We start from the raw sequence: 26,053 nt of genomic DNA, 5'->3' as shown, positions 1-26,053 counted from the left end.
CATGCAGCGCATCAAGAACTGGGCCTGCTTCGGCGGCCAGCAGCAGGTCTGGAAGCACAGCTCGTCCACGTTGGGCTGCAGCATGGAAGTTGCCGTTTATCTGCCGCCCCAAGCCAGTGAGACCGCGAAACTGCCGGTGCTGTATTACCTGTCGGGCCTGACCTGCACCTGGGAGAATATGGTCAGCAAGGCGGGCGCGCAGCGCTATGCCGCCGAACACGGTCTCATCCTGGTTTCGCCCGATACAAGCCCGCGCGGCGTGAATCTCGCTGGTGAAGATGAGTCTTACGATTTCGGCTCCGGCGCCGGCTTCTATATCGACGCCACCGAGCGGCCATGGGCGAAGCATTACCGCATGTATTCTTACGTCACCGAGGAACTCCCAGCGTTGCTGGCCGAGCATTTTCCCGGCGCCGACACCGCGCGTAGCGGTATTTTCGGCCATTCCATGGGCGGCCATGGCGCGCTGGTCTGCGCCTTCCGCAATCCGCAGCGCTACAAGTCGGTCTCGGCCTTCGCGCCGATCGTGGCGCCGAGCCAGGTGCCGTGGGGCGAGAAGGCCTTCAGCGGTTACCTCGGCGCGGATCGCAATTCTTGGGCTGCCTGGGATGCCACAGCGCTGGCGTCAGGCACAGGCTGGCGCAAACCGGTACTGATCGACCAGGGTATGGCGGATGAGTTCCTCGAAAAGCAGCTCAAGCCGCAGCTGCTGGCCAATGCCGCGGCTGCTGCCGGCATTCCGCTGACCTTGCGCCTGCAGGCCGGCTACGACCACAGCTACTACTTCATCGCCAGTTTCATCGGCGAACACATCGCGCATCACGCGCAACAGCTGCGGCGCTAGTCAGCCGCATCGGTCTTCAGGCTGTAGATATCTGCCGGCGCTTTGCTGTCGACGAAGTGCAGCAGCATGGCATGCACGCCCGCGTCGCTGATCAGGCGGCGATGGCCGAGGCCATCCAGAATGCGAAAGTCGGCGCGCGGCCAGCTTGCCGCATTCTCCTGGCTGTGCTGCAGCGGCACGGTGCGGTCGTCGCGGCTGTGCAGGATCAGGCCAGGCTGGGCAAAGGCACGCAGCTTCGGCGGCAGATACAGCGAGTCCATGCTGCGGCCGATTAGGCGCTCGATGGCAGCGAAAACCTTCTGCGTCTGCGACACATTCAGTCCGAGCATCTGCATCATCGCGCCGGCAAACAGGCGCGGATGATTGGGTGAGGCCAGGATGGCGAAGCGTTCCGTCGTCAGATCCATCTCAGCCGCCGCGATCAGCGTCGCCGTGCCGCCCAGCGAATGCGCGATCACCGCCTTGAACGGCTGCGTGGCCGAGACCGCGCCGATCTTCTCTGCCTCGCGCGCTACGGCGGCGATGCCGGCTGCCAGGATCGGGATGCCAGTGATATCGGCCGGCGAGCGGCCGTGGCCGGGCAGGTCGGGCGCGATGACGCGGTAGCCGTGCGCCACCAGCTTGTCGATCAGTGCCGCCCAGCTCAGATGGTCGTCCTCCCAGCCATGCACCAGCAGAACAGCCGGCGTGCCTGGCGTCGTGGGGCCGAAACTCCAGGCCGCGACCGGACCGAAAGCGCTTTCGGCGGCAAAAGGCGTTTCACGTGAAATATAACCAGAACGTTCGCTAGTCGGACGCCGCCACGGTCGCAGGAACAGACGCGCGGCATGGTTGGCCGCCCAGCGGGGCGCGATCCGGAAGCCGGTGCGGACCAGTTCGCGCTGAATAAGATCGTTTATTATTGAACGAACATTCGTGCTTTTAATGTAGTTGGTCTGGACGGCTTTGGTCATGGCTGTCTCTGGATTTGGATGAGGCGGTGCCGGGGGCGAAAGCATAATATCGAACGACCGTTCGATATTCAAGCACGGTTTTCGCCGAACTTTTATTCGCTCAGCGGACGCGCTCTAGCCGGATTTCCACCTCGCGGTCGACATAGTCCCATTCCGGACTGGCGCGTAACGCCGCCAGCAGGGCGTCGAAACCGGCGGCATGGTCAGGCGCGAACTCGAACCACGTGAGGAAATCAAAGGGCTCGCCGAGATCGCGGGCATGGAACAGCTTGCGCGCCACGGCCGGCAGATAGGCCATGCCGATGGCGATATGGCGCGACTGCTCCTCAATGATGGCCCGGCGCTCATCCTGCGCCAGCAGCCACCAGGCGGCGGTCTTGCGGATCGGGATCAGCGCAGCACAGCGCGCTTCGGGCCGGCTTAAGGGTGGCTGCACGGCCGCCAGCGCCTTGCGCTCGGTTTCCTGGGTGTAGCGCAGGTTGCTGGTCACGCCGCGCAGCTGCCAGACAGCATCCTCGGCTTCGTTCAGTCCCTCGCGCAGGTCGAGATGACCGGCGGACGGCAGGCCGTCGCCGCTGATGGCCCGTATCGAAACAACCTTCCACGGCCCCGTCGGCCCGCCGACGAAGCTGGTAAAGCGCGATTCCATTGTCTGATTCCCCCGGCGGACCGGGGCGCAAGACCCGACCTCAGGCCAACTTTACCGCAGTTCCGCTGGCCGCGACCATCAACATTTGCTTATCGGTGCCGCCGATCTGCTGGTAATCGAGGTCCATGCCCACCACGGCATCGGCGCCGAGCGCTTGGGCTTCCTCGATCATGGATTCCAGCGCCAGCGCCTTGGCCTTGCGCAGCTCCTTTTCGTAAGAACCCGAGCGGCCACCGAGGATGTCGGTGATGCCGGCGAAGAAATCGCGGAAGATATTCGTGCCCATCACGGCCTCGCCGGCCACGATGCCGAGATAGCCGCTGATTTTGCGGCCTTCCACGCTGTCGGTCGTCGTCAGGATCATCGTATCCCCCTCGGTTTCGGGTCGGCTGCCCCGGTCGGCTCTGCCCGCAGTTTACGCATGCCGCCTTGATTTCGCCATCTGCCGGGGCTACCGCTTGGCGCATGACAAACCGTCGCGCCTTCCTGCTCGCCATGGCCGTCGCTGCCACCGCCGCGAAACTGCCGCTCGCCGCCGCCTATGCCGCCGCGCCCAGTGGCTCGGCCAAACTGACCGACACCGACAGGGCCGATCTCAAGCGCATCGCGGATTACTTCAATACCGTGCGCAGCATGAGCGGCCGCTTCCTGCAGGTTGCGCCCGATGGCTCTGCCGCCGAAGGCAAGATCTACATGACGCGGCCGGGCCGCTTCCGCTTCGAATTCGACCCGCCGGTGCCGATGCTGATCGTGTCGGATGGCGCCTATATCGTGATGGAAGACAAGGAGCTGAAGTCGGTCGAGCGCATCCCGCTGGGTGCCACGCCGCTGGATCTTCTGCTGCGCGACAAGGTCAGTTTCGACGACAAGGATGTCGGCATTGCCAGGGTCGAGCGCGGCGCAGCGATCCTGCGCGTGACGCTGTTCGCACCCGAGCGCCCCAAGGAAGGCGCGCTCACCGTCGTATTTGGCGACAAGCCGCTCGAATTCGCCGGCTGGATCGTCACCGACGCCCAGGGCAAGGACACCGCCATCACCCTGTCGCAGATCGACTTCAATCCGTCGCCGGCGATCAATACGCGGCTTTACACCTATGGCGACCGCCCGGCGGTCGAGCGTGCCCTGCAGCAGCGCCGCTGAAGCGGTTCCGACCCTGTCAGATGGTCTGCCGGACCTATCCGGCGGGATCGCTTTTCGGCATGGTCAGGCAGGCGTACCATCCGGTCCGGATTTCTACAGTCCGTACCCGGTAACCAGTTGGGTACCTGAGCTCGCAAGTCTGTGAACTTTCGTCCAAAACCCTGATTTTCCGATGCGGCAGCGGTTGCGGCTTTTCGGAAGGTTGCTATAACCTCGGCCCCGAACGGCAATCAGAGAAACCGGGGCTTTTCGCCCGGGTTTACCAACCCGTAGGTCAGCATGAACATCCATGAATACCAGGCGAAAAGCCTGCTCGCGAAATACGGTGTCGCCGTGCCGCGCGGCGGTGTCGCTTTCACGGCCGATGAGGCCGTTACCGTCGCCAAGCAGCTCGGCGGCCCGGTCTGGGTCGTGAAGGCCCAGATCCATGCCGGCGGTCGCGGCAAGGGCGGCGGCGTCAAGGTGGTCAAGTCGATGGACGACGTGGCCGCCCAGTCCAAGGCGATCCTCGGCATGACCCTGGTGACGCACCAGACCGGTCCCGAGGGCAAGCTGGTCAAGCGCCTCTACATCGAGGAAGGCTGCGACATCAAGCGCGAGCTCTATCTGAGCTTCCTGGTGGACCGCGCCACTTCGCGCATCACCGTGATGGCCTCGACCGAGGGCGGCATGGAGATCGAGGAAGTTGCCGCCAAGCATCCTGAAAAGATCCTGAAGGTCGCCATCGATCCGGCGACCGGCATGCAGCCGCATCACGCCCGCCAGATTGCCTTCGGCCTCGGCCTGGAAGGCAAGCAGGTCGGTTCGGCGGTGAAGTTCATGCAGGCGATGTACGAGGCCTTCGTGGCGCTCGACGCCAGCATCGTTGAGATCAACCCGCTGGTTGTCACCGGCGCCGGCGAGATGATCGCGCTGGATGCCAAGATGAACTTCGACGACAACGCGCTGTACCGCCACAAGGATGTGGAAGACATGCGCGATCCGGACGAGGAAGACGCGTCCGAACTCGAAGCCGCCAAGTGGTCGCTGAACTACGTCAAGCTGGACGGCGAGATCGGCTGCATGGTCAACGGCGCGGGTCTCGCGATGGCGACCATGGACATCATCAAGCTGTACGGCTCCGAGCCGGCCAACTTCCTCGATGTCGGCGGCGGCGCCACCAAGGAGCGCGTCACAGCGGCCTTCAAGATCATTCTTGGCGACAAGAACGTGAAGGGCATCCTGGTCAATATCTTCGGCGGCATCATGCGCTGCGACATCATCGCCGAAGGCGTGGTGGCCGCGGCCCGCGAAGTGAAGCTGGCGGTTCCGCTGGTGGTTCGCCTCGAAGGCACCAATGTCGATCTGGGCAAAAAGATCATGGCCGAGAGCGGCCTGCCGATCATTTCTGCCGACAATCTCGCCGACGCCGCCGAAAAGGTGGTGAAGGCCGTGAAGGGAGCCAAGTAAATGGCTGTTCTCGTCAATAAGGATACCAAGGTCATCTGCCAGGGCATCACCGGCAGCCAGGGTACCTTCCATTCCGAACAGGCGATCGCCTACGGCACCAAGATGGTCGGCGGCGTCACTCCGGGTAAGGGCGGCACGCAGCATATCGGCCTGCCGGTGTTCAACACGGTTGCCGACGCGGTCGAGAAGACCGGCGCGAATGCCTCGGTGATCTACGTGCCGCCGCCGTTCGCGGCGGATTCGATCATGGAAGCCATCGAGGCGGAAATCCCGCTGGTGGTCTGCATTACCGAAGGCATTCCGGTGCTCGACATGGTGAAGGTCAAGCGTGCCCTGACCGGTTCGCGCACCCGACTGATCGGCCCGAACTGCCCGGGCGTGATCACGCCGGGCGAATGCAAGATCGGTATCATGCCGGGCCACATCCATCGTCGCGGCAAGGTCGGCATCGTGTCGCGTTCCGGCACGCTGACCTATGAAGCGGTGGCGCAGACCACTGCAGCCGGTCTGGGTCAGACCACCTGCATCGGCATCGGTGGCGATCCGGTCAACGGCACCAACTTCATTGACGCGCTCGACCTGTTCCTTGGCGACAAGGAAACCGAGTGCATCATCATGATCGGCGAAATCGGCGGCAGCGCCGAGGAAGAAGCCGCTGAATTCCTGATGAAGTCGAAGGTGAAGAAGCCGACTGTCGGCTTCATCGCCGGTCGTACCGCGCCCCCGGGCCGCCGCATGGGTCATGCCGGCGCGATCATTTCGGGCGGCAAGGGAGATGCGAATACCAAGCTGGAGGCCATGCGATCGGCCGGCATCCGAGTTTCGGAAAGCCCGGCAGCGCTCGGCACCACCCTGGTTGAACTGTTGAACGGTAAGTAACAGGAACACAGAGGGCGGCGCCGGCCAACAAGCGGCGCCACGACATCGATGACGGCGCAGCTTGAACGCACGCAATTCCTCTATGGTGGCAACAGCACCTTCGTCGAGGAGCTGTACGCCAAGTACGTAGCCAACCCCGACAGCGTCGATGCTTCCTGGAAGCAGTTCTTCGAGGCACTGGGCGACGACTTCAGCCAGCCCAAGCAGGCGCTGAGTCGTCCGTCCTGGGCACCGAACACTGCGCTGGTGCCGATGGAAGACGAGGGCTTGCTCGGCCCGCAGGGCAAGGCCGCCAAGTCGGCCGACCGGGCGGCCAAGGGCGGCGCGTCGCCGGCCGATGCACGCAATGCGGCACTCGACACGATCCGCGCCGCCATGCTGATCCGCAACTACCGTATCCGCGGCCATCTGATGGCCAACCTGGATCCGCTCGGCATCCAGGCGCCCGGCGCGCATCCGGAGCTGGAGCCGGAATCCTACGGCTTTACCGACGCCGACATGGATCGGCCGATCTTCATCGACAACATGCTGGGCCTGGAGACCTCGACGCTGCGCGAGATCCTGCAGATCCTGCGCCGCACCTACTGCTCGACCATCGGCGTCGAGTTCATGCACATCTACCACCCGGAACAGAAGGGCTGGATCCAGTCGCGCATCGAAGGCCGCGACAAGGACGTGCAGTTCACGCCCGAGGGCAAGAAGGCGATCCTGAACAAGCTGGTGGAAGGCGAAATCTTCGAGCGCTTCTGCCACATGAAGTTCACCGGCACCAAGCGTTTCGGCCTCGAAGGCGGCGAAGCACTGATCCCGGCGATGGAAGCGATCATCAAGCGCGGCGGCCAGCTCGGCGTGAAGGATATCGAGCTGGGCATGCCGCATCGCGGCCGCCTCAATATGCTGGCCAACGTGATGGCCAAGCCATATCGCGCCATCTTCTCCGAATTCAAGGGCATGGCCTACCACCCGGATGACTTCCAGGGTTCGGGCGACGTGAAGTACCATCTTGGCGTGTCGTCGGATCGCGAATTCGATGGCAACAAGGTCCATCTGTCGATGGCGGCGAATCCGTCGCATCTGGAAATCGTCAATCCGGTCTGCCTCGGCAAGGCACGCGCCAAGCAGACCCAGTGGGGCGATTCCGAGCGCGGTTCGGTACTCACCGTGCTGCTGCACGGCGATGCCGCCTTTGCCGGCCAGGGCGTGGTGGCAGAATGCTTCGCGCTCAGCGAGCTGCGCGGCTACCGCACCGGCGGCACCATCCATATCATCGTGAACAACCAGATCGGTTTCACCACCAATCCGTCCTATTCGCGTTCCTCGCCGTATCCCTCGGATGGCGCGAAAGTGGTGCAGGCGCCGATCTTCCACGTCAATGGTGACGATCCGGAAGCCGTGACGCATGTGGCCAAGATCGCCATCGAATTCCGCCAGCAGTTCAAGAAGGACGTGGTGATCGACCTGTTCTGTTATCGCCGCCACGGCCATAACGAGACTGACGATCCGTCTTTCACGCAGCCGATCATGTATCGCAACATCGCGACGCATGCGACGACGCGCCAGATCTACGCCAAGCGCCTGGTCGACGAAGCCACTCTCACCGAGGCAGATGCCGAGGCGATGGTGACCGAGTTCCAGAACAGGCTGGAAGGCGAACTGGAAGCCTCGAAATCGTTCAAGCCGAACAAGGCCGACTGGCTGGAAGGCAAGTGGGCCGGGCTCGAAGAAGCCTCGGGCGACGAGCGTCGCGGCACCACCGGTGTCGAACTCGAGACGCTGAAGAAGGTCGGCCTGGCGATTACGTCGGTGCCGGACGGCTTCAACATCCACAAGACGCTGGCGCGCAATACCGCCAACCGCCGCGCGGCCATTGAGGCCGGCGAAGGCATCGACTGGGCGACCGGCGAGGCGCTGGCTTTTGGTTCGCTGCAGCTGGAAGGCAAGGGCGTGCGTCTGTCGGGCCAGGATTGCGGTCGCGGCACCTTCAGCCAGCGTCACAGCGTGTGGCATGACCAGCAGTCGGAAGAGCGCTATGTGCCGCTCAACCATATCGCCGAGGGGCAGGCCAATTACGAAGTGATCGACAGCCTGCTCTCGGAAGAAGCCGTGCTGGGTTACGAATACGGCTACAGCCTGGCCGAGCCGAATACGCTCGTCATGTGGGAAGGCCAGTTCGGCGACTTCGCCAACGGCGCCCAGGTGGTGTTCGACCAGTTCATCTCCTCTGGCGAAGCCAAGTGGATGCGCATGTCGGGCCTCACCGTGCTGCTGCCGCATGGCTATGAAGGCCAGGGCCCCGAGCACAGCTCGGCCCGCCTGGAGCGCTATCTGCAGCTCTGCGCCGAAGACAACATGCAGGTGGCGAACTGCTCCACGCCGGCCAACTACTTCCACATCCTGCGCCGGCAGATCCATCGCAAGTTCCGCAAGCCGCTGATCCTGATGACGCCGAAGTCGCTGCTGCGTCACAAGCTGGCGGTGTCGAAGCTGAGCGAAATGGCCTCGGGCACCACCTTCCACCGCGTGCTGTGGGACGATGCACCGCATGACGACGCCAAGATCAAGCGTGTGATCCTCTGCTCGGGCAAGGTCTATTACGATCTGTTCGAGGAGCGCCAGAAGCGCGAGCTGAAGGACACCGTGATCCTGCGCGTCGAGCAGCTCTATCCGTTCCCGCACAAGGCGCTGATGACCGAACTCAGCCGCTACAAGAATGCCAAGACGGTCGTCTGGTGCCAGGAGGAGCCGAAGAACATGGGCGCCTGGAGCTTCGTCGAGCCGTGTGTCGAGGCGGTGATGACCGAGCTGGGCCTGAAGATGAAGCGGCCGCTCTATGTCGGCCGTCTGGCGGCCGCGTCGCCGGCGACGGGCCTGATGAGCAAACACAACCAGCAGCAGGCCAAGCTGGTGGACGAAGCCCTGACCGCGTAAGCGGTCGCGGTTGGAAGGTTTCGAGGGGCGTTTTTAAGGATAAGGAAAGTTACCATGGCAGTCGAAATTCGCGTCCCGCAACTGGCGGAATCGATCTCCGAAGCCACCGTCGGCAAGTGGTCGGTGAAGGCTGGCGACTCTGTTGCCCGCGACCAGCTGCTGGTCGAGCTCGAGACCGACAAGGTGACCGTCGAGGTCAACGCGCAGGAAGCCGGTACGCTGGACGAAGTGCTGGCTGCTGAAGGCGCTACCGTGCAGGTCGGTGATCTGCTGGCAACGCTGACCCCCGGTGCCGGTGCCGCGAAGCCCGCCGCCAAGCCGGCGGCTGCGCCTGCTGCTGCCGCGCCTGCTCCGGCCGCGAAGCCTGCTGCCGCGCCGGCTGCCGCTGCTCCGGCTGCTGGGCAGGCGCTGCCGGCCGCTGCCAAGCTGGCCGCTGAGAAGAATGTGAATGTCTCCGGCGTTGCCGGTTCGGGCAAGGATGGTCGCGTCACCAAGGGCGATGTGATGGACCTGCTCGCTTCCGGTGGCGGCGCTGCGCCTGCGGCCCGTCCGTCGGCCCCGGCCGGCCCGCGTTCGAATGCTGATCGCGAAGAGCGCCAGCGCATGTCCAAGCTGCGCCAGGTGATCGCCCGCCGTCTGAAGGAAGCGCAGAACACGGCAGCCCTGCTCACCACCTTCAACGAGGTCGACATGACCGCGCTGATGGCGGCGCGCAAGCAGTATGTCGACCAGTTCGAGAAGAAGCACGGCGTGCGTCTCGGCTTCATGTCCTTCTTCGTGAAGGCCTGCGTGCAGGCGCTGCGCGAGTTCCCGGCGGTGAATGCCGAGATCGAGGGCGATGAGATCGTCTTCAAGAACTACTTCAACATCGGCTGCGCCGTATCGACCCCGACCGGCCTGGTCGTGCCGGTGATTCGCGACGCCGATCATCTGTCGTTCGCCGGCATCGAAAAGACCATCTCCGACCTGGGCAAGCGCGCCCGCGACGGCAAGCTCGGCATCGACGAGCTGCAGGGCGGCAGCTTCAGCATCACCAATGGCGGTGTGTTCGGCTCGCTGATGTCGACTCCGATCATCAATCCGCCGCAGTCGGCCATCTTAGGGATGCACAAGATCCAGGACCGTCCGATGGCCATCAACGGCCAGGTCGTGATCCGTCCGATGATGTATATCGCGCTGACCTACGATCACCGCATCGTCGATGGCCGCGAGGCGGTCAGCTTCCTCGTGCGTGTCAAGGAATGCCTCGAGGATCCGCAGCGCCTGCTGTTCGAGATGTAAGAGGGAAGCCGGGCGATGATCGTCCGCGTCTGGAGCACGGCCTATACGCCGGGACGGATCGCGGATTTCATCGCCTTCGCCGCCGAACGCCTGCAGCCGTTCTTCCGTGATCAGGATGGCTGCCTCGCCTGTTTCTTCACCCATGACGAACAGGAATGGCGCACCATCACCTTCTGGCGTGATGCGGTGGCGGTGGGTGCGGTGAAGGATTCGGCAGTCTATGCCGCCATCCTGAGCGACCTGGTTGCCAGCGGGCTCCTCGTGGGCAGCCAGCAGGTGCGCAAACTGAAGTATGCCGGCGGCGGCCTCTACGGCCCGCTGCCATCGTAAAGTTTCGGAGGATCATCCATGAGTGAACAGGCTTTCGACGTCATCATCATCGGCGCCGGCCCCGGCGGCTACACCATGGCGATCCGCTGCGCCCAGCTCGGCATGAACACCGCCGTGGTGGAAAAAGACGCCGGCCTCGGCGGCACCTGCACCAATGTCGGCTGCATTCCGTCCAAGGCGCTGCTGCATTCCTCCGAGCTGTATCACACCGCGGCCCATGGCTTTACCCAGCATGGCATCAAGGTCGGCAAGATCGACATCGACCTGCCCGCGATGATGGCGCAGAAGCAGAGCGTGGTGACCGCGTCCAACAAGGGCATCGAATTCCTGTTCAAGAAGAACAAGATCACCTGGCTCAAGGGCACCGGCAAGCTGCTCGGCGGCGGCAAGGTCGACGTGGCCGGCGAGAGCAAGGGGACTTACGCGGCCAAGCACATCGTCATCGCTACCGGCTCCGAAGTGACGCCGCTTAAGGGTATCGAGATCGACGAGGTGCAGGTGGTGTCGTCCACCGGCGCGCTCAAGCTGCCGTCGGTGCCGAAGAGCATGGTGGTGATCGGCGGCGGCGTGATCGGGCTCGAACTCGGCTCGGTCTGGCTGCGTCTCGGCGCCGAGGTCACCGTGGTGGAATTCCTCGACCGCATCCTGCCGACCAATGACGGCGAAGTGTCGAAGCAGATGCAGCGCATCCTTGCCAAGCAAGGCATGAAGTTCAAGCTGGGCACCAAGGTGACAGCGACCAAGGCCGACAAGAAGGGCGTGACGCTCACCATGGAGCCGGCTGCAGGCGGCGACAAGGAAGAGGTCACGGCGGACGTGGTGCTGGTTTCGATCGGTCGCCGGCCTTACACCACCGGCCTTGGGCTGGAGGCTGCCGGCGTGCAGCTGGACGAGCGCGGCCGCGTCAAGACCGATGGTCATTTCAACACCACGGCGCCGGGCGTCTATGCGATCGGCGACGCCATCATCGGCCCGATGCTGGCGCACAAGGCGGATGAAGAGGGCATGGTGCTGGCCGAGATGCTGGCTGGACAGAAGCCGCATATCAACTACGACGCCATTCCGGGCGTGGTCTACACTTGGCCGGAAGTGGCCAGCGTCGGCAAGACCGAGGAAGAGCTCAAGGCCGCAGGCATCGCCTACAAGACCGGCAAGTTCCCGTTCACGGCGAATGCGCGCGCGCGTGCCATGACGATGACCGACGGCTTCGTGAAGATCCTCGAAGACGAGAAGACCAAGAAGGTGATCGGCGCACATATCATCGGCGCCGATGCCGGCCATCTGATCCAGGAGCTGGTGATGGCAATTGAGTTCGGCGCTTCGGCCGAAGACATCTACCGCACCGTCCATGCCCATCCAGCGCTGACCGAGGCGGTCAAGGAAGCCGCACTCGCCGTGGATGGCCACACGATCACGATCTGATTGCAGGTATGTTTGTGCAAAAGGGCGGCCTTCACGGTCGCCCTTTTTCATTCATGATGGCCCGATGATCTCTCGTCTCGACTCAAAAGCGATGGCAGCGCTGTGGGTGCTGGGAGCCGCCCTTGCCTTCTCGCTGCTCTATGCCTCGGGCAAGCTGACCGGTGGCCTGGTGCCGGCGATCCAGATCGTCTTCATCCGCTATTTCAGCGGCTTTGCCACTGTCGGCGGCCTCGCGCTGGTGCAGCGACAACCGCTGAAGCAACTCCTGGCTGGCGGCCGGCGGCACCTGCATCTCCTGCGCGCCTGCTGCGGTGTCGGCGGCGGTGCCTGCTCGATCTGGGGCGCGACCTACATGCCGCTGGCCGATGCCTCGGCGCTGGCGCTGCTGCAGGGCGTGTTTACCATGGGACTCGCCGTCGTGCTGCTGCGCGAACGCATCGTGCTGCTGCAGGGCGTTGCGGCGGCGCTGTGCGTGCTGGGCGCGCTGGTGATCGTGCGTGGCAATGCCGGGGTCGCGGTCGATCCCGACGCTCTCAGCAATCCTTATGCGCCGCTTGCGATGCTGGCCGGCGCGTTTCTCACCGCCTGCGAAGTGATCCTGATCAAGGTGCTGTCGCGGCATGAAAGCATGCTGTCGATGCTGCTGCATGTGAACGGCTTCGCCACCTTGCTGCTGGGCTGTGCGATGCTGTTCCTCTGGGTGCCGGTCGAGCCGCTGACGCTGGCGCTGCTCTGCCTGATCGGCCCGATGGCGATCTTTGGCCAGATGTGCAACGTGAAGGCCTATCGCATCGCCGATGCCGCCTGGCTGGCGCCGTTCACCTATGCCTCGGTGGCGTTCGCCGCGCTGATCGGCTGGGTCGTGTTCGGCACGCTGCCCGGCCTCGCGGCCTGGCTTGGCACGGCGCTGATCGTTGGCGGCGGCCTGCTGCTGATCCGCAACAAGCCGCCGGTCTGATCAGACACTCTCAGTAATGCATTTCCGCGACCACGGCGCGGTCGTCGCTGGCATCCCAGCTCTGCACGGCGATGGTCTCGTCGTTGCAGCGACAGACCACGCTGCGCTGCGCCGTGCCGCGCGGCAGCGCCAGTGTCGAGGTGGCAACGGTCGGCACGCCGGCCGGAATGCCCGGTGCCGGCTGGCCGTCGAAGGTGACGGTGTCGCGGCCCGGCCCGAAATAGCCGCGCGGCCGGCTGATCGTCACGATGGAGCCAGCCTGGCGGTCGCGGTCCGCGACTGTGGCCGTGCGCAGATGGATATGTGCCGATGAGCGCGGGAAGGGCGAGCGGTAGATATGCGTCTTGGTCTGGCTTGGCACCGTCAGTACGAATTCGTAGGTCGCGGTCGGGCCCGAGGTGTTGAACGGGCCCCAGTAGCCATCAGGTCCTGTCACCTTGCGATGCGCCGGCTGGGCATGCAGGCGGGCGCCGGTCTGCGGATTGGTTTCCCAGATTTCCACCGTGGCGCCTTCGACCGGCAGGTTGGTCGGCACACCGCGCGCCATGCCGTTGACCTTGCCGTTCAGCACCGGGCGCGTTTCCGGCAGGATTTTCGTGGTTGTCGGCGGGCGGCCGATGATGAATTCCCAGGTCTGCGCAAAGGCCTTTTCATGGAAGGCCACCTCGCGGTGATCCAGGCCGGGCAGCACGACATTCTTGGCGCCGGCCAGCGCCGGGCCGTCCGCCGTCACGCCGGTCGCCACACCCGGCATGCCAAGACCGGCGCCATCGGGCTGTGCGAATTTGTCGAAGGCATCGCTGCGCAGCGTCATCCAGTTCACGCCCGGCACGATTTCCGAACCGCTGTTCAGGCCGCGCAGGAACGGGCTGGCGCCATTGAACTCGCTGCCGACCAGGCGGTCGTTCGAGACGATCACACCATGGTTGGGCGTGCCGCAGAGCACGGCATGGCTGACAAAGGCCGGGCCCGGGCCATGCTTGAGATAGTTGCGGATCGCATTGCCGCCACGGGATGACCCGACCAGGGCGAGCCGGCCCGCGCCGGTCTGCTTGAGCGCCGATTGCACGGCTTCCGACAGTTGTTCCATCTGGTCCTGCGCTGACGACCGTCCGGCCTGGTATTCCGCATCGTTGCTGCGGGCCAGCGGATAGGGGAAGTCGATGGCGAACAGGCGCTTGTCGGGAAAGCCGGCGCTTTCCCAATGCCAGATCGTGCTGTGCCACAGCGCGGCGGTATCGCCGTTGCCATGCACGAAGACGATCGGCGGATAGGCATCGAACTGCGGCACTGGCGTGGCGGTGTCACGCGACTGCGGCGTGCAGGCCAGCAGCGGCGTGAGTCCGAGCGCGGCGGTACCGGCCAGGAAATGGCGACGGGTGAGAACGGGCTGGATTTTGATGGGCATGACGGATCCTGGTTCTTGAAGGCCAGTTTTCTGGACGACTCGGCAAGGTTATCGCCTGCAAATGTGACGATACTCTGGCGGTTGGCGCAAGTTGAGTGAATACTGTGTCATCGTTTCGTGATCGCGAAAAGAATTCCACCGCATGTCGTCCCGTAACCTGATTTTTATGCTGGCCGCGCTCGAAGTGCTGGCCATTCTGCCGATTGCCAGCTTTCCCGCCCTGATGCCGGATTTCATCGCCATCTGGTCCTTAAGCAACACCGAGGCCGGCTGGATCGCGGGCATCTACTATCTCGGCTACATGCTGGTGGTCACCCATGCGGTGATGCTGACCGACCGCTTCGATGCCCGCCTGGTCTTTGCCGCCGGCGCGGTGCTCACCGGCATCAGCACCGTGGGATTTGCGGTGCTGGCCGACGGCTTCTGGTCCGGCCTGTTGTTGCGTGCTATCGGCGGCGTCGGACAGGCTGCCGTCTATATGCCCGGCCTGCGTGCGCTGACCGACCGGCTGCAGGGCGGCGAACAGAGCCGTGCCGTCACCTTCTACACCGCGAGTTATTCCATTGCCGTGGCCGCCAGCTTCAGCGTCACCGGCCTGCTGGCCGAATGGTACGGCTGGCGCTGGAGCTTTGCCGTGGTGGGACTGCTCAGCCTCGCTGCCGGGCTGCTGGCCTGGCGCATCCTCACGCCTTACCAGCCATCGTCGGCCGGCAAGCCGGCCAGCGGCTTCGCACTGCGGCCGGTGCTGCGCAACCGCGATGCCATGGGCTACATCATCGGCTATGCCGCGCATGGCTTTGAACTCACCGCCATGCGCGCCTGGGTGACGGCCTTCCTGGTTTTCGTGCTGGCGCGCGAGCCGTCAGTGGCCAGCCTGCTGCCCAGCGCAACCGTGTTGGCCGCGCTGGTCACCCTGATCGGCCTGCCGGCCAGCCTGCTGGGCAATGAACTGGCGCTGCGCTTCGGCCGTCGCCGTGTGGTGATCACGATCATGACCATCTCGGCCATGATGGGGCTGCTGTTCGGCTTCACCGCCTGGTTGCCGGTCTGGGCGGTGCTGCTGTTCTGCGCCATCTATTTCGTCTTTGTCTGCGGCGATTCCGGCTCGCTCACCTCGGGCATGATGGCGGCCGCCGAGCCCGAACACCGCGCCTCGACCATGGCGCTGCATTCCTCGCTGGGCTTCGGCGTGTCGGTGCTGGGGCCGCTGTTTGTGGGCTTCGCCCTGGATGCGGCGCAATATGTGGCTGGTGAACAGACGGTGGTGACCTGGGGTATCGGCCTGGCCGTGATGGGCCTGGGTGCGCTGATTGGTCCACTGGCATTGGTCCGCACCGGCAAAGGTCTACAGGCGCGTTGACCCCTATGGCCCAACCGGGTCTATAATTCTCCGCATGTGCGACCGCTGCGAATTGCCGCCGGATGTGGACCTGATCGACATGCCTGACGATCAGGCGGCCGCGATCCGCCGCCGCTACCAGCGCCAGCAGCGCATTCTCGATCTCCTCGCCCTTGTCGAAAATCCCGACGCCCTGCCGTCGTCTGACGCGATGCGCATCGGTCAGGAAATCCTCGTTCTGCTCGGCGAGATCGAGGCCGATCCCGATGCACCGAAATGCGGCCTGCCGCGCCTGCGCGCCGGCAGCGTGCCGCAGTTTCAATCCTATGCCTAAGACCTCCATATAGAACGAGACACCATCATGCACGCACCCCGGCACCGTACTCTTTCACCCGACAAGGCCGCGATCTTCAAGAAGATCGACGCGCTGATGCCGGAACTGGAGACGATCTACATCGATCTGCACCAGAATCCCGAACTCTCGATGCAGGAAGTGCGCACGGCCGGCATTGCCGCCGCCTGGATGAAGAAACACGGCTTCGAGGTGCATGAGAAAATTGGCAAGACCGGCGTGGTGGCGCTGCTGAAAAATGGCGACGGACCGGTGATCCTGCTGCGCGCCGATATGGATGGCCTGCCGGTCAAGGAAAAGACCGATCTCGACTATGCCAGCGCGCAGACCGGCGTGGACCGCTTTGGTCAGTCGGTGTCGATCATGCATGCCTGCGGCCACGACTTCCACGTCACCTGGTTGATGGCCGTCGGTCGCCTGCTGTCGGAAAATCGCGACACCTGGAAGGGCACCGTGATGGCGGTGTTCCAGCCCGCCGAAGAGATCGGCGCCGGCGCACGCGCCATGCTCGAAGACGGCATGGTGAAGCGGTTCCCCAAGCCGACGGTGTCGCTGGGCCAGCATGTGATCCCGATGCCGGCCGGCACCATCGGCTACAAGTCTGGCGTTGCCATGTCGGCGGCCGACAGCTGGGAGGTGAAACTGTTCGGCCGTGGCGCGCATGGCTCGAAGCCGCAGAACAGCATCGATCCCGTGGTGATGGCAGCCTCCACCGTGATGCGCCTGCAGACCGTCGTATCGCGCGAAGTGGCGATGGCTGACAGCGCAGTCGTCACTGTCGGCACGCTGCAGAGCGGCTTCAACGAGAATGTGATTCCGGATGAAGCGCTGCTGCGTCTCAATATCCGCACCTTCAAAGAAAACGTGCGCCAGCGCGTGCTGGCTTCGGTCAAGCGGATTATCGATTCCGAGGCACAGGCGTCGGGCGCACCCAAGCCGCCGGAATATTCGGTGATCAGCCAGTTCCCGCTCACCGTGAACGACGAAGCCGCCACCCAGCGCACCATGGAAGGTATTGGGGCCTTCTTCGGCGCCGAACGCGTGGTGACGGTGGAGCCGGCCTCTGGCAGCGAGGATTTCGGCCTGTTCGGCACAGCGTGGAATGTGCCGTCGGTCTTCTGGGTGATCGGCGGCACCGATCCCGAGCTGTTCGCCCGCGTGCAGAATGGCGAGGATCCGAGCGTGATGCCGGTCAATCACTCGCCCTTCTACGCGCCGATGCTGCATCCGACTTTGCGCACCGGCGTGGAGGCGATGCTGGCGGCGTCTTATGCGTGGCTGGACTAGGCTTTAAACAGCAGGCCGCGCGAAAATCCCACCATCCAGCATCCAGCTGAAGCTGGCGGGAAAATCGAAATCCTCATGCACGCTGGCTGCCTGCATCGCCGCCTCCAGCGGGATGCCGTCGGCCAGTTCGGCCAGCAGGCGGTCTTCGCCGTGCTGCAGCTTGTGCCAGCAGACCTTGATACCGCGACGCCAGACCAGCAGGCGTTCGCCGCCGCCGGCCAGCTGGATGCGCTCGACCGCCGGTGATTCCGGTTGATGCACCTGCCAGATTTCGCTGATCGGGAAGGGCGTGGAAAGCCGCTGCGCCGAAGGATGTAATGTGAATGTCATCGTCTCGATGGCATCGGGCAGGTCTTCTGCCCGCAGCAGGTCCACATCCTCGGCATGTTCGGCGACATTCAGCGCCCATTCAAAGGCGGCGATGTCGGGCAGATACTGGTGACCGCCCAGATCGGGTAATGCGGCGAGAAATGTCGGGAAACCGTGGCCATACTGCCAGAGGATCGGTGAGCGCGGCGGATCGAAGATCAGAAAGGCGCGTGCGGTCTGTGCGAAAAAGGCCTCGCCGACCAGCCCGCGCGTCACCGGGAAGGTGTTGGCCAGCACGTCCAGCAGACTGGCGCGGAAGCGGTCGGCATAAATCTGCAGGCGGCCCTCGGCCGGAATTGCATCGCCGATCACCTTCTCGGCAATGCCATACAGCGAGCCGGTCAGCGCATCGGCGAATTCGCGCTGGCGTTCAAGCAGCGCGCTCATCGCCGCCCGTTTCTTCTGAAGGATCATTCGGCAGGGCGCTCGGCCTGAGCGCTGCGGCGCGCTGGCGCTCGGCATGCTGCGCCTCGGCGATCAGATGCGCTAGCGGCGGCAGATTGGCATCCCATTCCAGTGAGGTGGCGGCATGCGGGAAGCGCTGCACGGCACTCGCATAAAGCCGCCAGACCGGTTCGGCCACCAGCGCGCCATGATCGTCGATCAGCATCAGCTTGCCGTCGGTCTCGCTTTCGCTGTGGCCGGCGATGCGGATCTGGTGCACCGCCGGACCCGGCAGGCTGTCGAGATAGGCTTCCGCCACGGCGGGTGCGGCTTCGCGGCCGACATGGTTGACGCTGGAGACATAGAGGTTGTTGACGTCGCACAGGATGCCGCAGCCGCTCTGCTCGCTGAGCCGGCTGAGGAATTCCGCCTCGGCGATCTGGCTTTCGCGGAAACGCAGGTAGCCGGCCGGATTGGCCATCAGGATCGGGCGGTTCAGCCGCGCCTGTACGATATCGACATTGCGGCGGCAGCTTTCCAGTGTCTGGAGTGTGTAGGGCAGGGGCAGCAGGTCATTGTAATACCGGCCCTCGACGCCGACCCAGGCGAGGTGTTCCGACACCAGCGCCGGCTGCAGCCAGTCGACCAGCCGGGCCAACCGGTCGAGGTGATCGGGATCGGGCAGTTCCTCGCCACCCAGGCCCAGCCCGGTGCCTTGCACGGCGACGGGCCAGAGCGCGCGCGCCTGCTCCAGGTAATGCCGGGCCGCACCGCCGCCCATATAGGTTTCGGCATGGATTTCCAGCCAGCCCAGCGGCGGGCGGCTGTCGAGCAGGTCTTCATGATGCGGCGGACGCAGGCCAATGCCGACCCGTTCGGCCGCGGGAATTCCGTCAGTCCGGAGATCGGCGGCCGGGGAGGAACGCCGCCCCGGCGCGGCAATGGGTTTCTGCTCCGTCATGGCGACCGGATGCACACTCGTCAGATTGTTCGCGTCGCAGCGCGGGCCTGCCAGCTCGCGCCTGTCCCGGACACTGTAGCACCGCCTGTGGAAAAACACCCGCCGCGATCTTGCGGCAGAAGTCCGCAACTACTGGTTACTTATGGGGGATTTGGTCTCGGCGACCGCCGAGGTGGTCGGCAGGCCGATGCGGCCGATGCCGGGCAGCTTGAGCGCGGGGCGGAGCAGGTCGACGCCGATGGTCAGGCCCAGCAGGTTGAGCTCCAGCCCCTCGCGGGCCGCGGCCGTCACCCCGGCCAGGCCGAACAGGTTGATCTGGTAGCCGGTGCCGCTGGGGGCTGGGGCAAACACGGTCGTGGCGCCCAGCCAGTCCTTGCCGACCGCGGTGGGCGGCAGTTCGAGGCCCAGTTCGGGCACCTCGCGGGCCAGATAGGCCACGAAACTGTTCGAGTTGGGCCCGGGCCACATCACATAGCCTTCGCGGCCGGGATAGCGTTCGGCGGCCGAGATCAGCAGCGGGATGGCGGCGGCGGCGGTCGGCCCGCGCAGGTCATGCAGAAGTTCGGGCGCATTGCCGGCCCAGTAGCCGTCGGGCGTGCGGTTGCTGATCCGCACCGGGGCGCCGCCCCAGCCGACCACCTCATAGCGGGTGTAGGAGGGTGCGCCGGCCGGTTTGACCACGATCCAGGTATGGACGGCAAACGCGCCGCGCCAGCCCCAGACGCGGGCGGCATAGACCTGGATGACCGCGTCTTTGACGGTGACCGGATCGGGCGCCAGCCCGGCACTGTCCCAGCGCGAGGTCGACCAGTGCTTGCGCTCGGCCGTGGCGATGGAGGCGCCGCTGGCCATCAGCGGCAGTGCGATCAGCGCGCCGACAGCGAGCAGGAGATTGCGGATCAGGGAGCGGGTGCGGAATGTCATGTCTGCCTTCATGTGCAAACATAGGATGTCGGGCGATTATGGCAAAGTCAGGACAGTTGCGGTCCCGCAACTGTGATGGCGATCAAATGCCGAGCGATCAGGTCGCCCGTGCCCTGGGGTGGGCGCTGTCGTAGACCCGGAGCAGCGCCTCGGCATCCACCTCGGTATAGCGCTGGGTCGTAGCCAGCGAGGCATGACCCAGCAGTTCCTGGATGGTGCGCAGGTCGCCGCCGCCGGCCAGCAGATGCGTGGCGAAAGAATGCCGCAGGGCATGCGGCGTGGCGGTTTCCGGCAGGTTCAGCAGACGCCGCGCATGGCGCATGGATTTTTGCACGATGGCAGGGTCGAGCCGCTTGCCGCGCGCGCCGTAAAATAGCGGCGTGCCGGTCGCGATCGGATAGGGGCAGAGTTTCGCATAAGTCGCGATGGCCTCGCGCACGACAGGCAGGATCGGCACCAGTCGCTGCTTGTTGCCCTTGCCCGTTACCGTCAGGCTGTCGCCTTTCGGCAGGTCATTGCCATTGAGGCCGAGCGCTTCGCCCAGTCGCAAACCGGCACCCCAGAGCAAAGTCAGAATGGCGGCGTCGCGCGCCTGCAGCCAGGGCAGCGTGTCGCTCTCGTCCACCGTGTCGATCACCTGCTGCGCGGCCTGCACCGCCAGTGGCTTGGGCAAGCTGTGTGGCCGCTTCGGCGTGCGCACCAGATTGGCGGCGGCATTGTCGATGCGACCGTCCTTCTGCAGGCGACGGAAAAAACTGCGGATGGCGCTCAGGTTGCGCGCCAGCGACGTCGCGCCGACGCCATCGTTGCGGCGATGGCTTAAATACGCACGGAAATCGGCGAGCCGCAGCGCCTGCAGGTCGGCCATGCCGGCCGGTTCGCCGAGATGCTCGCTCAGGAATGAGAAATAGCCGGAAAGATCCTGCCCGTAGCCGCGCAGGGTGTGGCGCGAGTAGCGTTTTTCCTTGGCAAGCCAGAGATACCAGGCTTCGGCGGCGGCCTTCACATCCTCGGCGGCGAGGAAGAACGGCAGGCGTGCCGCCGCGTCTGAGTTGTCTTTTACTTCGGCGGAAGGTCGAGCCATGCCTGCACCGAACGGCCGAGCACGCCGGTCAGGAACTGCAGCAGCTCCGTGCCCTGATGCGGCTGGAACTTGTCGGCCTCGCGAGAACCCAGCGCCAGCATCGCGGCCGGCGCCGTCGGGCCGAAATCGAGGCGCGCCAGTGCATCCGAACGCACCAGCGAGGCGGCCGGGCCATAGATCCAGCTCGCGGCTTCGCAATTGTCGCGCGCCACGGCGGGCAGCGCGCCCAGCAGCGTATCGATGGTGCCGTTGGGCAGCACGAAGACGCCGCCGGTCACGATTTCCTTCATGCGATCGGGATCGCCTTCGACGCAGAGGCTGATGACATCAACCTCCAGCAGGTCGGTCCAGTCCTGCGTCGCCATGTGGATCATGTGCTCGAAGCTGCCGGCTTCCAGCAGCATCAGGACGGCGGCATGCACGCGCTGGGTCAACGACAGGTTCTGGCGGCTGGCATCCAGCAGTTCGTTGCCGACATGCGACACGCGATGCAGCTCGCCCTGCAGGCGCTGCACCATGAAACGCTGCAGGTCGACCACATTGTCGCCGCCGCGCGGCGCGGTTGGCGGCAGCAGGATTTCGCACAGGTCGGGATGGCGGATCAGCAGATCGGAATTCTGCTTCAGCCATTCGATCACATCGGACTCCGAGAGGCCGGCGATTTCGGAGACAGGTGCGGTGATGCCGTCGGCCATCGGATATGTCCTACTTGTCCAGGATCGACTGGCCGGTCTTCTTCCAGTCGGCGAGGAAGGCCTCCAGGCCCTTGTCGGTCAGCGGATGCTTCACCAGGCCCTTGAGCACATTCGGCGGCAGGGTGGCGACATCGGCGCCAATCTTGGCGGATTCGATCAGGTGGATCGGATGCCGGATCGAAGCGACCAGCACCTCGGTCTTGAAGTCAGGGTAGTTGTTGTAGATCTGCACGATGTCGGCGATCAGCTGCATGCCGTCCTGGCCGATATCGTCCAGCCGGCCGACGAAAGGCGAGATAAAGGTGGCGCCAGCCTTGGCGGCCAGAATTGCCTGCGCAGCCGAGAAGCACAGCGTCACGTTGACCATGATGCCGTCATCGGACAGCGCCTTGCAGGTCTTCAGGCCATCCACCGTCAGCGGCACCTTCACGGCCACGTTGGTGGCCAGGGCTGCCAGCTTGCGGCCCTCGGCCAGCATGGTGGCATGATCGGTGGCGGTCACCTCGGCGGAGACCGGACCCTTCACGATCTTGCAGATTTCCTTGATCGTGCTGACGAAGTCCTTGCCGGTCTTGGCCACCAGCGACGGATTGGTGGTGACGCCATCCAGCAGACCGGTCTCGTTCAGCTCGGCGATCTCGGCGATATCGGCAGTATCGACGAAAAATTTCATGTCCTGATCACTCCTTGGGGCGGCCCGGGCTCTGCCCGAATCAGCCGCCGATGCTATAAGCAGGATGGTTAACAATACCCGACCGAGGCTGGTGCTGCCAGCCAAAGCCGGGTGGTCCTTTGGTACAACGTTGACGCCTGCCGATCTGATCCATGTGCTGTTGCCTTTGCCGCTGGCCGAGCCCTTTACCTACCGGGCTGGCAGCGCAGGGCCACTTGCGCCCGGCGATATCGTGGAAGTACCGATCGGCAGCCGTATTTCGCTCGGCGTGGTCTGGGAAGGCGTGCCGGCACCCTTGCCGGAAAAAGCCAGACTGAAGGATGTGATCCGGCGCTGCGACGCGCCGCCGATCCAGCCGGTGCTGCGCAAGCTGGTCGACTGGGTGGCGAGCTATACGCTCAATCCCACCGGCGCGGTGCTGAAAATGTGCCTGCCCGAGCCGCGCGCGCTGGTCGAACCGCCGCCGCTGCGCGCCGTGTTGCGGATCGGTGACGCCGCTGGTGTGAAGATGGGCGAGCAGGCGCGCCATACTGAGCAAAGAGGGCGCGTTCTCGAAATCGCACGCGAGCAGCCTGGCATGACGGTGACCGAACTGGCCGAGGTTGCTGCCGTGTCGCAGGCCGTGGTGCGCAAGCTGGTCGAGCTGGGTGCGCTGCAGGCCGATCAGGTGCCGGCCTTCCGTCCACCGCCCGCGCCAGACTGGCAGCGTGCGGGCCGCAAGCTGAATACCCTGCAGGCCGAAGCCGCCGCGGCACTGCGCAGCGCCACCGAAGCGCGGGATTTCTCGGTCACGCTGCTGGAAGGCGTGACAGGCGCGGGCAAGACCGAAGTGTATTACGAAGCCGTGTCGGCCGCGTTGCAGATGGGCCGGCAGGTTCTGGTGCTGCTGCCGGAAATCGCGCTGACGCAGCAATCGCTGGACCGCTTCGAGCAGCGCTTCGGCGCACCCGCCTGGGCCTGGCATTCCGAAATGGCCGAGGGCCGCCGTGCCGCCACTTTGCGCGCGATCAGCCGTGGCGAAGCCAAAGTCGTGATCGGTGCGCGCTCGGCGCTGTTCCTGCCTTATGCCGATCTGGGCCTTGTGGTGGTGGATGAAGAACACGATGGTTCCTACAAGCAGGAAGAGGGCGTGATCTACAACGCGCGCGACATGGCGGTGGTGCGCGCCAAACTGGAAGGCATTGCAGTGGTGCTGGCGTCGGCGACGCCGTCGCTGGAAAGCCTGCATAACGTGGCGCGGCGGCGCTATGCCCATGCCGTGTTGCCCGAACGCCACAATGCCGCCAGCCTGCCGGCCATCAGGATCATCGATATGCGGAAAGAGAAGCTGCCGTCGCAGCGCTTCATCTCCGCGCCGCTGGCCGCCGCAATGACGCAGACGATTGCGGCCGGCGAGCAGGGCATGCTGTTCCTGAACCGGCGTGGTTATGCACCGCTGACGCTCTGCGGCGCCTGCGGCCATCGCCTGCAATGCCCGAATTGTGCGGCCTGGCTGGTCGAGCACAAGCGGCATGGCAATCTGCAATGCCATCATTGCGGCCATCAGCAGCGTCTGCCGAAAAACTGCCCGGCCTGCGAGGCGGAAGACAAGTTCAAGGCCTGCGGCCCCGGCGTGGAGCGGCTGGCCGAGGAAGCCGCCATGCTGTTTCCCGATGCACGGCTGGCCGTGATGGCATCCGACACCGCCAACTCGCCGAAGCAGATCAGCGAGATGCTGGAACGCATGGAGCGGCGCGAGATCGATATTCTGGTGGGTACGCAGATCGTGGCGAAAGGCCATCACTTTCCATTGCTGACATTGGTCGGCGTGATCGATGCCGATCTTGGCCTGGCCGGCGGCGATCCGCGTGCGGCGGAGCGCACCTATCAGCTGCTGACCCAAGTGGCGGGCCGTGCGGGTCGCGCCGCCCATCCGGGTCGCGTGCTGCTGCAGTCTTTCGATCCCAGCCATCCGGTGATCGCGGCGCTGAGCCGGTATGACACCGCCGGTTTCCTGGCGGCCGAGATGGCCGAACGCCAGCGCGCCGGCATGCCGCCGTTCGGTCGGCTGGCGGCCGTGATCGTCAGCGGGCCCGACCAGGCGGAGGTGGAGCAGGCGGCGCGCGCGCTGGCGCGGTCGGCGCCGCGCGGCAATGGACTGTCGGTGCTGGGGCCGGCGCCTGCACCGTTGCATTATCTGCGTGGCCGCTTCCGCGAACGTCTGCTGCTCAAGGCCGAACGTGAGATCGATGTGCCTGCCGCTTTGCGGGAATGGATGGCAAAGACAAAACTACCGTCAGGTGTAAAGCGCACGGTCGATATCGATCCTTATAGCTTTCTTTAGAGCTAGGCCTTTTAAAGTGTCCGCATGCGGCCGGGTGTGGAATGGGCCGCCTTTAGGGGAAGACTACCCATGCGGTATCAACGTCTGCCGGCGCTCGGCGCGGCCTTGTTTGCTCTCGGCCTGCTATCGGGCTGTTTCGAGGCCAAGGAAACGGCACCGGAGCAGCGCCACAGCTCGCTCAGCAATTTCCAGCAATTCATCCAGAAGACCGGCGGCCTCAAGAGCCTGAACACCTTCCAGAAGCGTCGCCCCGAGATCAACTCGGAAGAAAGCATCGGCGTGATCTACGACGGCGCCCGCACCCAGGGTGAAGTGATGCGCTTCCGCGACAAGCAACTGGCCAAGGAAATGCTGCCGGCGCTCAAGGCCGTGCGTCAGCGGCTCGGTGAATCCGAGAACTGCACCTTGCGCGGCTATTTCATCGCCTGCGGCGAGGAAAAGTTCGTCGACGTTTTCAAGAAGTGGGAGTGAGCGCGGCTCGCCAGCCGCGCTCAGTAGCCGCGCTTATAATCCACCAGCCGTAGCAGGGGCTGGCCCTGCTGCAGGCGGCGAATGTTGTCGACGATCTGCGGCGCCACCTGGGCCGGGATGCTGTCGGCCGCATTGTGCGGCGTCACCGTCACCTTCGGATGCGTCCAGAAGGGATGCGCGTCGCGTAAGGGTTCTTCATCGAACACATCCAGCGTTGCGCCCGATAACCACTCGGAATCGAGCGCGTGCAGCAGGTCGGCTTCCACCACATGGCCGCCGCGTGCGGCATTGATGATATAGCCGCCGCGCGGCAGCAGCGACAGGGCGCGGCGGTTGATGATGCCGCGCGTCTCCGGCGTCAGCGGCAGCAGGCAGATCAGTATGTTGCAGAGCCGCAGGAAACTGTCGAGATGCTCGTCGCCATGGAAACTGGTGACGCCATCGACGGCCTTCAGGCCGCGGCTCCAGCTCACTAGCTGAAAGCCGAACTGTGACAGCTTCTGCGCCGCCGCCATCCCCAGTGTGCCCATGCCCATGATGCCGATCACGCGTTCCGAGGCATCCACCGGAGGCAGCCATTTCCACGCCCTGTTGCGCTGGTTGGCAGCCATGGTGTCGACCTGGCGATGGAAGCGCAGCACATGCAGCAGCACATATTCCGTCATCGCCAAAGTCAGGCGATCGTCGATCACGCGCGTCAGCGGCACATGGCGCGGCAGATGCGGGTCGGCCAGGATGGCATCGACGCCGGCGCCAAAGGCGTGGATCAGCTTCAGGTTCGGGAAAGTCTTGAGCAGGCCCGGCGGCGGCTTGGCCACCAGCGCCACTTCAATGTCGTTCGGGTTGCCGGTGTTGGGATGGATGCGGATGTCCAGATCGGGCGCCAGCACCTTCAGTTCGGCGGCCCAGACCGCTGGGTCATGCGCCCTGGTGTAGATCAGCAGCGCCAT

General features: G+C 64.6%; 25 protein-coding genes. 14 read left to right on the top strand and 11 right to left on the bottom strand.

The features are described 5' to 3' along the window. Position 1 precedes the first annotated feature (1 nt). The gene (gene fghA, locus FNB15_RS02300; RefSeq protein WP_144067165.1) at positions 2-844 is read left to right on the top strand and encodes an S-formylglutathione hydrolase; all 843 of its coding nucleotides are present in this window, start codon (positions 2-4) and stop codon (positions 842-844) included. On the opposite strand, the gene FNB15_RS02295 is transcribed toward fghA, so the two are convergent. From FNB15_RS02295 to FNB15_RS02285, 3 genes are all read right to left on the bottom strand, one after another. Then, positions 841-1,797 (bottom strand): alpha/beta hydrolase, encoded by a 957-nt coding sequence (locus FNB15_RS02295; protein ID WP_185973680.1) that lies wholly within the window; start codon positions 1,795-1,797, stop codon positions 841-843. The two genes, fghA and FNB15_RS02295, sit on opposite strands and share 4 nt — an antisense overlap. A gap of 100 nt (positions 1,798-1,897) precedes the next feature. Beyond that, positions 1,898-2,446 (bottom strand): chlorite dismutase family protein, encoded by a 549-nt coding sequence (locus tag FNB15_RS02290; RefSeq protein WP_144067163.1) that lies wholly within the window; start codon positions 2,444-2,446, stop codon positions 1,898-1,900. Positions 2,447-2,486: 40 nt separating this feature from the next. Further along, the gene (locus FNB15_RS02285) at positions 2,487-2,810 is read right to left on the bottom strand and encodes a YbjQ family protein (RefSeq protein ID WP_144067162.1); all 324 of its coding nucleotides are present in this window, start codon (positions 2,808-2,810) and stop codon (positions 2,487-2,489) included. A 101-nt stretch (positions 2,811-2,911) separates the two neighbouring features. Here FNB15_RS02285 and FNB15_RS02280 point away from each other — a divergent pair, with 101 nt between their 5' ends. The 8 genes from FNB15_RS02280 to FNB15_RS02245 all read left to right on the top strand — a co-directional run bounded on the left by FNB15_RS02280 (position 2,912) and on the right by FNB15_RS02245 (position 12,833). Further along, the gene (locus FNB15_RS02280) at positions 2,912-3,586 is read left to right on the top strand and encodes a LolA family protein (RefSeq protein WP_144067161.1); all 675 of its coding nucleotides are present in this window, start codon (positions 2,912-2,914) and stop codon (positions 3,584-3,586) included. 279 nt (positions 3,587-3,865) lie between these two features. Continuing rightward, positions 3,866-5,035 carry an ADP-forming succinate--CoA ligase subunit beta gene (gene sucC / locus FNB15_RS02275; protein WP_144067160.1) on the top strand — a complete coding sequence of 390 codons (1,170 nt, stop codon included), beginning with the start codon at positions 3,866-3,868 and terminating at the stop codon, positions 5,033-5,035. Beyond that, positions 5,036-5,914 carry a succinate--CoA ligase subunit alpha gene (gene sucD / locus FNB15_RS02270; protein WP_144067159.1) on the top strand — a complete coding sequence of 293 codons (879 nt, stop codon included), beginning with the start codon at positions 5,036-5,038 and terminating at the stop codon, positions 5,912-5,914. A 48-nt stretch (positions 5,915-5,962) separates the two neighbouring features. Next, complete coding sequence (locus FNB15_RS02265) at positions 5,963-8,842, top strand: 2-oxoglutarate dehydrogenase E1 component (protein WP_144067158.1); 2,880 nt, start codon at positions 5,963-5,965, stop codon at positions 8,840-8,842. Positions 8,843-8,896: 54 nt separating this feature from the next. Then, a complete protein-coding gene (gene odhB, locus FNB15_RS02260; protein ID WP_144067157.1) occupies positions 8,897-10,123 on the top strand; it encodes a 2-oxoglutarate dehydrogenase complex dihydrolipoyllysine-residue succinyltransferase in 1,227 nt (408 codons plus the stop codon). A gap of 15 nt (positions 10,124-10,138) precedes the next feature. Next, positions 10,139-10,453: an antibiotic biosynthesis monooxygenase gene (locus FNB15_RS02255; RefSeq protein WP_144067156.1), complete on the top strand. Its 315-nt coding sequence runs from the start codon at positions 10,139-10,141 to the stop codon at positions 10,451-10,453. 18 nt (positions 10,454-10,471) lie between these two features. Then, positions 10,472-11,875 (top strand): dihydrolipoyl dehydrogenase, encoded by a 1,404-nt coding sequence (lpdA, locus tag FNB15_RS02250; RefSeq protein WP_144067155.1) that lies wholly within the window; start codon positions 10,472-10,474, stop codon positions 11,873-11,875. Positions 11,876-11,939: 64 nt separating this feature from the next. Beyond that, the gene (locus FNB15_RS02245; RefSeq protein WP_185973679.1) at positions 11,940-12,833 is read left to right on the top strand and encodes a DMT family transporter; all 894 of its coding nucleotides are present in this window, start codon (positions 11,940-11,942) and stop codon (positions 12,831-12,833) included. A gap of 10 nt (positions 12,834-12,843) precedes the next feature. On the opposite strand, the gene FNB15_RS02240 is transcribed toward FNB15_RS02245, so the two are convergent. Then, positions 12,844-14,241, bottom strand: a complete 1,398-nt coding sequence (locus FNB15_RS02240; protein ID WP_144067153.1) for an alpha/beta fold hydrolase — start codon at positions 14,239-14,241, stop codon at positions 12,844-12,846. A 142-nt stretch (positions 14,242-14,383) separates the two neighbouring features. Here FNB15_RS02240 and FNB15_RS02235 point away from each other — a divergent pair, with 142 nt between their 5' ends. The 3 genes from FNB15_RS02235 to FNB15_RS02225 are packed head-to-tail and all read left to right on the top strand — an operon-like array spanning position 14,384 to position 17,219. Beyond that, positions 14,384-15,601, top strand: coding sequence for an MFS transporter (locus tag FNB15_RS02235; RefSeq protein ID WP_144067152.1), 1,218 nt, complete (start codon positions 14,384-14,386; stop codon positions 15,599-15,601). A 34-nt stretch (positions 15,602-15,635) separates the two neighbouring features. Beyond that, positions 15,636-15,914: a hypothetical protein gene (locus FNB15_RS02230; RefSeq protein WP_144067151.1), complete on the top strand. Its 279-nt coding sequence runs from the start codon at positions 15,636-15,638 to the stop codon at positions 15,912-15,914. A gap of 27 nt (positions 15,915-15,941) precedes the next feature. Then, entirely contained in the window at positions 15,942-17,219 is a 1,278-nt protein-coding gene (locus tag FNB15_RS02225) for an amidohydrolase (protein ID WP_144067150.1), read from the top strand. Between the two features lie 3 nt (positions 17,220-17,222). Here FNB15_RS02225 and FNB15_RS02220 read toward each other — a convergent pair whose 3' ends face one another. The 6 genes from FNB15_RS02220 to fsa all read right to left on the bottom strand — a co-directional run bounded on the left by FNB15_RS02220 (position 17,223) and on the right by fsa (position 22,309). Beyond that, complete coding sequence (locus FNB15_RS02220; protein ID WP_185973678.1) at positions 17,223-17,975, bottom strand: HvfC/BufC N-terminal domain-containing protein; 753 nt, start codon at positions 17,973-17,975, stop codon at positions 17,223-17,225. Beyond that, on the bottom strand, positions 17,959-18,933 hold the full coding sequence (locus FNB15_RS02215) for an MbnB/TglH/ChrH family RiPP precursor modification enzyme (RefSeq protein ID WP_144067148.1): 975 nt from the start codon (positions 18,931-18,933) through the stop codon (positions 17,959-17,961). The genes FNB15_RS02220 and FNB15_RS02215 overlap by 17 nt, the downstream gene beginning before the upstream one ends. Before the next feature lie 129 nt (positions 18,934-19,062). Continuing rightward, entirely contained in the window at positions 19,063-19,857 is a 795-nt protein-coding gene (locus FNB15_RS02210) for a DUF3750 domain-containing protein (protein ID WP_144067147.1), read from the bottom strand. 97 nt (positions 19,858-19,954) lie between these two features. Continuing rightward, complete coding sequence (locus FNB15_RS02205) at positions 19,955-20,941, bottom strand: tyrosine recombinase XerC (protein ID WP_144067146.1); 987 nt, start codon at positions 20,939-20,941, stop codon at positions 19,955-19,957. After that, on the bottom strand, positions 20,917-21,636 hold the full coding sequence (locus tag FNB15_RS02200; protein WP_144067145.1) for a DUF484 family protein: 720 nt from the start codon (positions 21,634-21,636) through the stop codon (positions 20,917-20,919). Before FNB15_RS02200 ends, FNB15_RS02205 begins: the two co-directional genes overlap by 25 nt. Before the next feature lie 10 nt (positions 21,637-21,646). Then, positions 21,647-22,309 carry a fructose-6-phosphate aldolase gene (gene fsa / locus FNB15_RS02195; RefSeq protein WP_144067144.1) on the bottom strand — a complete coding sequence of 221 codons (663 nt, stop codon included), beginning with the start codon at positions 22,307-22,309 and terminating at the stop codon, positions 21,647-21,649. 130 nt (positions 22,310-22,439) lie between these two features. Between fsa and FNB15_RS02190 the strand changes: the two genes are divergently transcribed. Both FNB15_RS02190 and FNB15_RS02185 read left to right on the top strand, forming a co-directional pair. Further along, a complete protein-coding gene (locus FNB15_RS02190) occupies positions 22,440-24,632 on the top strand; it encodes a primosomal protein N' (RefSeq protein ID WP_246068768.1) in 2,193 nt (730 codons plus the stop codon). Between the two features lie 69 nt (positions 24,633-24,701). Continuing rightward, positions 24,702-25,103, top strand: a complete 402-nt coding sequence (locus tag FNB15_RS02185) for a hypothetical protein (RefSeq protein WP_144067142.1) — start codon at positions 24,702-24,704, stop codon at positions 25,101-25,103. A gap of 20 nt (positions 25,104-25,123) precedes the next feature. Here FNB15_RS02185 and FNB15_RS02180 read toward each other — a convergent pair whose 3' ends face one another. Continuing rightward, a complete protein-coding gene (locus FNB15_RS02180) occupies positions 25,124-26,053 on the bottom strand; it encodes a 2-hydroxyacid dehydrogenase (protein WP_144067141.1) in 930 nt (309 codons plus the stop codon).

The sequence above is a fragment of the Ferrovibrio terrae genome, assembly GCF_007197755.1.
Taxonomy (GTDB): domain Bacteria; phylum Pseudomonadota; class Alphaproteobacteria; order Ferrovibrionales; family Ferrovibrionaceae; genus Ferrovibrio; species Ferrovibrio terrae.
The sequence above is the reverse complement of the archived record's forward strand: the minus strand, read 5'-3'. Positions and strand labels throughout refer to the sequence as shown.